We start from the raw sequence: 6,837 nt of genomic DNA on the forward strand, positions 1-6,837 counted from the left end.
TTCTATTTCGCGGGTTGGTCCCTTCTATTTCGCGGGTTGGTCCCTTTTGTCGTTCCGCTTTTTGGCCGTTCCGTCGCTAAGCGCCTTGGTCTTATGGGCCATTTTCACAACGACGCCCACTTTCTTTCGGCCGTCGTATTTCGGCTCGAACTCGGTAACGATTCCCTTTCGTTTCCAACAGGCTAGTAAACCCTTTTGCGGGTCCTCTATTTTCTTGGCGATTCGGTAACGGGTGTCCTTGGTGTCTTTCAGGCCCAGCTTGCGAAACATTGTGTCGTACAGGATTGTCCCGCCGTTGCTAAGCTCGGACGATGCCTGACGGTAGATATAGGCCATTACGCGCCTGTGTTCCGTCGTGACTGTTCCGCAACCGTCGAACTTGAAAACGCCCTTGTCGGCCGGGATGTATTGCCCGTTCTCTTTCGCGTAGTTCAGCAGCGGTAACGCCGTCGCTGCTTTCTCGCCGGGTAGGGGCCACAGGCGAACGACGAAATCTTTCGTACCGTCCTCGTATTCCTCTACCGAAACGTTCCCGTTAACTATCTTTAGATCAGAAATACTGCGGACAACGTGTTTCGCGCCTTTCTTTCCGGCGTTGTATTTCGCCTGCTCTTTCGTCGTGTTGTAGAACATGCCGATATAGGTTAGTTCTCTAATGGCTGCCGCTGCCCCGGCCATTGTTGCGGCCATAGACGCCCTAAGGGGCTTTTCGTATCCGACTTTTCTGAGAATATCGACGCCGTATATCTCGCACGCCTCGGGGTTGTCCTCAACGACGCTATGCAGGGCCGCAAGCCAAAAACGCTGATTGTCGTTCAGCCCTGATTCTGCCAAGTCTGCAATTTCGGCGTTATCCATCTTGGCCGCTATCGCGCTGCCCGGTAGGGCCATAAGCCTTAACTCGTTGGCAACGCCAAGTTTTCCCATGCCGATACCTATAGGGCGGCCGTCGTATGCGTCCGCTGTAATGGCTTTTCCCTCGGGCATATCGCCGAAAATGGCCTTTTCTACCTTCGTGTTCGTAAAGGTAAGGCTGTTGTTTACGGCCTCCTCCTTGCGCGGCCTCCTGCGTTTCGGCTTTTCCTCTATGGGCTGCTCGGGTATGCCGTACAACGTCCTAAACAACCTCTGGGCTTTGTCGTGGTCGCCGGCCCTGTCGGCGTCGTTGATCGCCGCCCATACCGCCGCCTCGCTCAGTGAAACGGGCTCCTCCCTGTCCGATAACCGGATCGGTATGATTTTGGTGCTGCCGCTAACGTCTGGTTTGGCCTTGCCGCCCTCGACGGGTGTCAGGTTTACGTTCAACTCGTTCAGCTCCAATGTGAATAGGTAGACGTGTGCGCCCTTGTGTTCCCTCACGTACTTGGCGCTTCCCTTTATATCGAGGTCCCGGGGTAGGACGTACATACCGGCGTGCAATGTTGACGCGGCCGCCGTGATCTTAACGTCGTCCAGTAGCTCGATCATCGAGCAACCGGGGACGATCGACGGTGCGGGTTTAAAGTGTCTTTTCAGGCTCTCGTCGTGCTCTCTCGTGAGCTCCTCGAGCAGCTCTTCCTCTGTCATGCTTTCGGCCATCAGGCCTCCCTCACGTGTCCCGTTTTCTATGTCTGCTATTGCGAATTAACGGACATAGGCCCTATTTTCCTCCGTCGAGCAACTCGCGGATCTCGTCGGACCTATAGAGCCAAAACCTCCCGGCCTGCACTCCGTTCACCTTGCCGGCCTTGCGCCACCGCTGCAACGTCCTCGGGACGATCCTTAACAGCTTGCAAACCTCGTTCGTAGTCATGTACTCGTTGCTCAGGGCGTCGCTCTCGCTCAGCTTGGCCATGTTTCCTCCTATCGGTCGAACAGCCGGGCCCAGAACCCGCGCCGCCTCTCGTTCTCCTCCGCTGTCTCTAGCTTCTTGGGCGCTACCGTCTGGGCCGCCTGCAATGTCTGCGACTGTTTGGCGATCGTCTGGGCCTCCGTCGTTATCGCGCTCAGCGTGTCGATCTGCTTCCTATAGGCGTCGGCCTGCTCGGCTAGCTGCCGCCTCAGGTCCTCCTTGTCCTCCTTGAGCATGGCCACGGTCTCCCTCAGGATCTCGAGCGCCTCGGTATCGCCGCTCGGCTCCGTCGCGGGCTCCTCCGCCTCCGCCTCTAGGGGACGGCCCCCGCCCTCGAGCGCCTCGGCCCCCGCCTCGAGCGCCCGCGTGTATAGTGCCGTGTCGCTCTCGCCGTCGCGCCTGAGGGCCGCCATGCGATCGGCTAGGCCCCTGTCGATCCTCAGGCTCTTGTGTACCTTCTCGGCCGCCATCCGGCCTCCTTTCCGTGTGCTCACGCTGTGTTCACCTCTGTGTGCATCTTTTGGCATTTCAGCAGGTAGACCCGTGTTCACTCTGTGTTCACCGTGTGTTCAGATCTGAACACGTTTTGTGTTCACTCTCGACGTTTCAGCAGGTAGTGGCGTGTTCACTCTGTGCTCACGCTGTGCGCACACCGATCAGGCGTCTAGGAACGTATCGACGCCGCGCTCACCGCCCGCGTTCAGGCGGTCTAGGTTGTGCGCGTAGATCATCGTCGTGCCTATGGATGCGTGGCGGGCCATAGCTTGGGCCTCCTGCACCGTCGCGCCGCCCATGAGGGCGAACGTTACGGCTGTGTGCCTGAGGCTGTGGGCCGTTAGGCGTGCGCTGCTCATACCGCGCTCGGCCATGTGGGCCTTTGCTATGCGGCTGATGCTGCGGGTGGTCATGCGGCCGCCGCCGTTGCGGTTGCCCACGGCCGCGAACAGCGGGGCCTTGGGGTCCGCCTCGCCTCGAGCCTCGAGGTATGCGTAGATCGGCGTTAGGCACTCCTCGCCCAGTACTACGAACTCGCCCTTGTCGGCCTTGCCCTTGCCTTGAACGTACAGAACGGCCTTGCCGCCCTCCTGCCTTATGTCCTCGATATTCGCTCGTGCTACCTCGCACGTCCTGAGGCCGCGCCTCAGCATGAGGTTTAGCATCGCGCCGTCGCGCTTGGCGGCCAAGCTATCGCCGCTGGGCGCTATGAGGCGCTGGGCCTGTTCTTTCGTAAGTGCCTCTTTTGCGCTGTGTGCGCTCGTGCGCTCACCCTTGATCCCGGCCGCCACGTTCGGGTAGATCCGGCGGGCCTCGAGCCACTGATAGAGCGATCGCACGGCCGTTAGGTAACAGTTCACCGTGGCCGCCGACTTGTTGGCCCTCAGGTAGCGCTTATACGCCGTGATCGTCTCGCGCGTCGCCTCTAGGGGGGCTACTCCCTCGACGTCGAGCCATGCCGCGAATTGCTTGAGCGCCCTCGTGTACGTCGTGCGCGTCTTGTCGCTAGCGTCGAGCTCCGCCGCGTATGCGTCCCATATCGAGCGGCCGCCGCCCAGCGCGGTAAACCTGCTCAGGCTCTCATTCTCAGTCATGGCCTAACCCCTGCCTCAACTGTGGTTTGTATTTCTATGTCCGATATTATAGCACCGTATGAAACACGCCGCGAAACGATATGCGTCCGGGCAATGCCCTATAATGAAAAAACAGGGCCCCGGTAGCCTCTAACCCAATTGCTACCGGGGTCCTTTTCTGTGCCGCCGTACCGTGAAACGCCTGCTTGTTTCACGTGTAAACGGCCCTATGTTTCACGGACGGGCCTACTCCTCCATATCGTCCGGGAACTCCTCGGCGGGCGGCTCCTCGTCCTCATCTTCTTCCCAGCGTCGATAGGCCTCCATGATCCGCTCCATCTTCTCCGGGTCGTCCGTGTACCCGGTCATCTTGTACGCCCCGATCTCAAACAGCTCTTTCATATCCTCGAGGCAAGTGATCGGCTCATAGGTGTGCGGGGTTAGATACCCGTCCAGAACGTCCTCGATCATCTCCTCTTGCTCCTCTTCGCTCATGGCCGTGCTCCAGCTCATTTCCCTCATAGGGTCCTCGTTCTCCTCTTTATGTGCACTCCGCTTAGCGTCGCCGCGACGGTAAAAACGTCGGCCGTTTCCGGCCGCTTTGTAAGGGAATTAGCGTTTCATGAAACGGTAAAACCCAACGCCTGTTTTGGGCGTTCCGTGACAGTTGCGTAACCGGCTTCCAATTTCGTAGCGATAAAAAAATCAGGGCGTGACGCTGGGTAGCCGGATCGCGCCGGCGTCTTTTGGCCCTCCCCACCCCCTTGTATATACCCAGGATTTGGCCATTTACCTGCGGTTTTGTTGATCCTTGGATAAAAAACGGCCGTCCGGGGGTATTCCGGCCCAAGCGCGTAGGGGGCCGGGATAGGGGGGTGGGGCTACCCTCCCCGGGGCCATCTTGGCGGGAACGATCAGCCGCTACGACGCCTCTTTTCGATCGCGCGTTTTCCGTTTTCTGAAAACGCCGTTCGCTAAAATTGCGCTTCCCGCGCCGGACCTCCGCAACGGATCGCTTCGCCTATAGGGCGGGTGCTCCCACGTCTCGGTGCTTGGTCCTCAGGGCCGCCGTAAGCCTCTTGGCGGGCTCTTGATCGCATACGCCAAGATCGGCCCGCCCCTGTCGGAAACGGGCCTTGTATCGCCTCTCAGCGCCATTAGAGCACGACGGTACCGGCGTCGCACGGTAGCAGGTCCGCGCCGTCGTCGAATGTTGCCGCGTCGGCATGGAACATAACGGGGATGCCCCGGCTTGGCATGGATCCGTTTCGGTTCTTTAGCACGACGATCTCACACGGCCTGTCCTTGGCCGCCTTGAGCTCCCTCACGATGCGGCCGGCCTCCGCCTTGGCCTTGGTGTCGTTAAGGCCTTCCAGCGTCTCGGTCATGCCGGCCGGCTGCAACCCAAGCAGGACGTCCGCGCCGTACTCGATACCGCCGCTCTCCTTGAATGAATCAATGCTTATGGATCCGCTATAGCTCGACCTGTTCAGGCTCGAGATAACGAACACGGGCGTCCTGAGGTCCCCGGCCATCCTCCTGAGGGCGGTCATATTCCGATCCGTCGCTTGCTTCTCGCTGTCGCGCTCGTTCTGGGGTGCCAAGATCTGCATATAGTCGATGAACACAACGGGCGGGCGGCCGTCGTGCTTGGCCATCTTCTCGACGATCGCCTTTATCTGGGCCACGTTCGGCTGTTCCGTCGCCTCGAGGATCCTCATGTTTGGGGCCACCGTGTCGGTATAGCGGTTGCACGCCTCTAGGAACAGATCGTTCCGGCGGGCCCCCCAACGATCGCGGGCCCTCTTGCTCGTTAGGTCTCTCGTCGATACCGCGCCATCGGATCCAGCCGCGTGCATGAGGCGGGTTAGGCTCTTGGCCACGATCTCGCGGGCGCTCTGCTCGATAGTCACGAACAGCACGCCCCGGCCGTTCTCCGCTATGTGGTCCGCGATCTGAACCGTTAGCGTCGTCTTGCCAAGCGAACTGATCGCGCCAAGTACGTAAACGCTGTTCGTGAGGCCTCCGTCTAGGGCCACGTCTAGGCCCACGATGCCGGTAGGAACGGGGTCGTCCGCGTTGTCGAGCGCGTAGATCGCCGCCACCGTGTCGGCCGGGTCCAGTACGCGCATGTGGCGCATAGCCTCGCGGTAACGCTCCTCCTCGATCTCGGGGCGGGCCCCCTCGGCCTTCTCGAGCTCCTCGGCAAGAAACGCCTTTAGGGCGGGCCTGTCCCGCTCGAGGACCTCGCTAGCGTCTTTGCCCCAATCAGGGCCCGGGTACTCGACGGCCCAAACGATCGCCTCATCATCGCTCAGGTCGTCTATCAGCTTGTCTGTGTTCTCTCTGCCGGTCTTGTCGTTGTCGAGCATAACGATCATGAGGCCGTCGTACTTTACTTCTCTAACGCGCTCGATCAGGGCCTCGTGTCCAATGCCTCCTAGGCCTATAGCCGGGTAGCCCGCCGCCTCGACGGCTAGGGCGTCCATGAGGCCCTCGACGACGAACACGGCCGGGCCACTTAGCGCCTTGGCGTTATGGAGCGGCTGGGGCCCTACGTCGATCTTCTTGGGCTTGGTGTACTTGTACTTGGCGTTGCCCGTTATGTCGCGGTCTATGTGGTAGTACTCGCCCTTGCGCGTGCTCCAAGGGATAACGACGCGCTGTCGCTGAGGATCCCAACCGAACCCAAAACCGGCAATCTCCTCCAAGGTGAACCCGCGCCGGATCAGGTAGTCGTAACCGGGCGTCCCGGGCTGCATGTTGAGCCGGCTAGACTCGATATAGGCCCTCTCGGCGTCTCGCCCCTCGCGGTAGTCCGCCGGGGTCTTCTCGCGCCTCTTGGCGGGCGCTCCGGGCTCCTTGTGCCTGTAGGGGGCGGATCCCTTGACGACGCGACGGCCGCCCACGGCCTCGATCTGCTCCCTCACGTCCTCGGTTCCTAGGATCTTACCGGCAAGGTCCAGAACGTCGCCGCCCTCGCCGCACGCGAAGCATTTCCACCGTTCGCCCTCAGGCTCGATAGAGAACGCGGGCGTGCCGTTAGGGCCGGTACCGCTCCCGCAACACGGGCATACTAGGCCGCCGTGCGCGTGCTCTAGGTGCTCCTCGGCGTATGCCCTTAGGGAAACCCCGGCCTTGGCCTCCTCGATTTCTGATACCTTTTGTCTCATGGCCTCGATCCTTTCTATTGACGTCTTGGCCTATAGGGAAACCCGCCTCAGGCTGCTATCTGGGGGCGGGTTTCTCTCTTTCGCTTTCAATATTCCATTGAGCCGGGCCGGGCCTCAAGCACGGTCCCGGCGTGTGTATAGTACTTATAGTACTTATAGGGTTTTGGCGTCGTCCAAAAAACGGGCGTCTACCTGCGGAAATAATGCCTTTTCGGTCTTTTCTATTTCGCGGGTTGGTCCCTTCTATTTCGCGGGTTGGTCCCTT

At 60.2% G+C, this 6,837-nt stretch carries 6 protein-coding genes; all 6 read right to left on the bottom strand.

The annotated features are described in order from the left end of the window. Positions 1-24 precede the first annotated feature (24 nt). Entirely contained in the window at positions 25-1,578 is a 1,554-nt protein-coding gene (locus ACTM82_RS08675) for a hypothetical protein (protein ID WP_441055795.1), read from the bottom strand. A 61-nt stretch (positions 1,579-1,639) separates the two neighbouring features. Then, a complete protein-coding gene (locus ACTM82_RS08680) occupies positions 1,640-1,834 on the bottom strand; it encodes a helix-turn-helix domain-containing protein (RefSeq protein ID WP_441055793.1) in 195 nt (64 codons plus the stop codon). An 8-nt stretch (positions 1,835-1,842) separates the two neighbouring features. Then, entirely contained in the window at positions 1,843-2,301 is a 459-nt protein-coding gene (locus tag ACTM82_RS08685) for a hypothetical protein (RefSeq protein WP_441055791.1), read from the bottom strand. 186 nt (positions 2,302-2,487) lie between these two features. After that, a complete protein-coding gene (locus ACTM82_RS08690; RefSeq protein WP_441055789.1) occupies positions 2,488-3,420 on the bottom strand; it encodes a tyrosine-type recombinase/integrase in 933 nt (310 codons plus the stop codon). 225 nt (positions 3,421-3,645) lie between these two features. Next, positions 3,646-3,912 (bottom strand): hypothetical protein, encoded by a 267-nt coding sequence (locus ACTM82_RS08695; protein WP_441055787.1) that lies wholly within the window; start codon positions 3,910-3,912, stop codon positions 3,646-3,648. Positions 3,913-4,556: 644 nt separating this feature from the next. Further along, positions 4,557-6,572, bottom strand: coding sequence for a DnaB-like helicase C-terminal domain-containing protein (locus ACTM82_RS08700; protein WP_441055785.1), 2,016 nt, complete (start codon positions 6,570-6,572; stop codon positions 4,557-4,559). Positions 6,573-6,837: the final 265 nt, after the last annotated feature.

It is taken from the genome of Collinsella sp. HCP3S3_E5 (assembly GCF_052067635.1).
Lineage (GTDB): Bacteria > Actinomycetota > Coriobacteriia > Coriobacteriales > Coriobacteriaceae > Collinsella.

Excerpts from the sequence above, each read along its gene's own strand:
- ACTM82_RS08675 (WP_441055795.1), bottom strand. The coding sequence starts at position 1,578 with ATGGCCGAAAGCATGACAGAGGAAGAGCTGCTCGAGGAGCTCACGAGA.
- ACTM82_RS08680 (WP_441055793.1), bottom strand. The coding sequence starts at position 1,834 with ATGGCCAAGCTGAGCGAGAGCGACGCCCTGAGCAACGAGTACATGACT.
- ACTM82_RS08685 (WP_441055791.1), bottom strand. The coding sequence starts at position 2,301 with ATGGCGGCCGAGAAGGTACACAAGAGCCTGAGGATCGACAGGGGCCTA.
- ACTM82_RS08690 (WP_441055789.1), bottom strand. The coding sequence starts at position 3,420 with ATGACTGAGAATGAGAGCCTGAGCAGGTTTACCGCGCTGGGCGGCGGC.
- ACTM82_RS08695 (WP_441055787.1), bottom strand. The coding sequence starts at position 3,912 with ATGAGCTGGAGCACGGCCATGAGCGAAGAGGAGCAAGAGGAGATGATC.
- ACTM82_RS08700 (WP_441055785.1), bottom strand. The coding sequence starts at position 6,572 with ATGAGACAAAAGGTATCAGAAATCGAGGAGGCCAAGGCCGGGGTTTCC.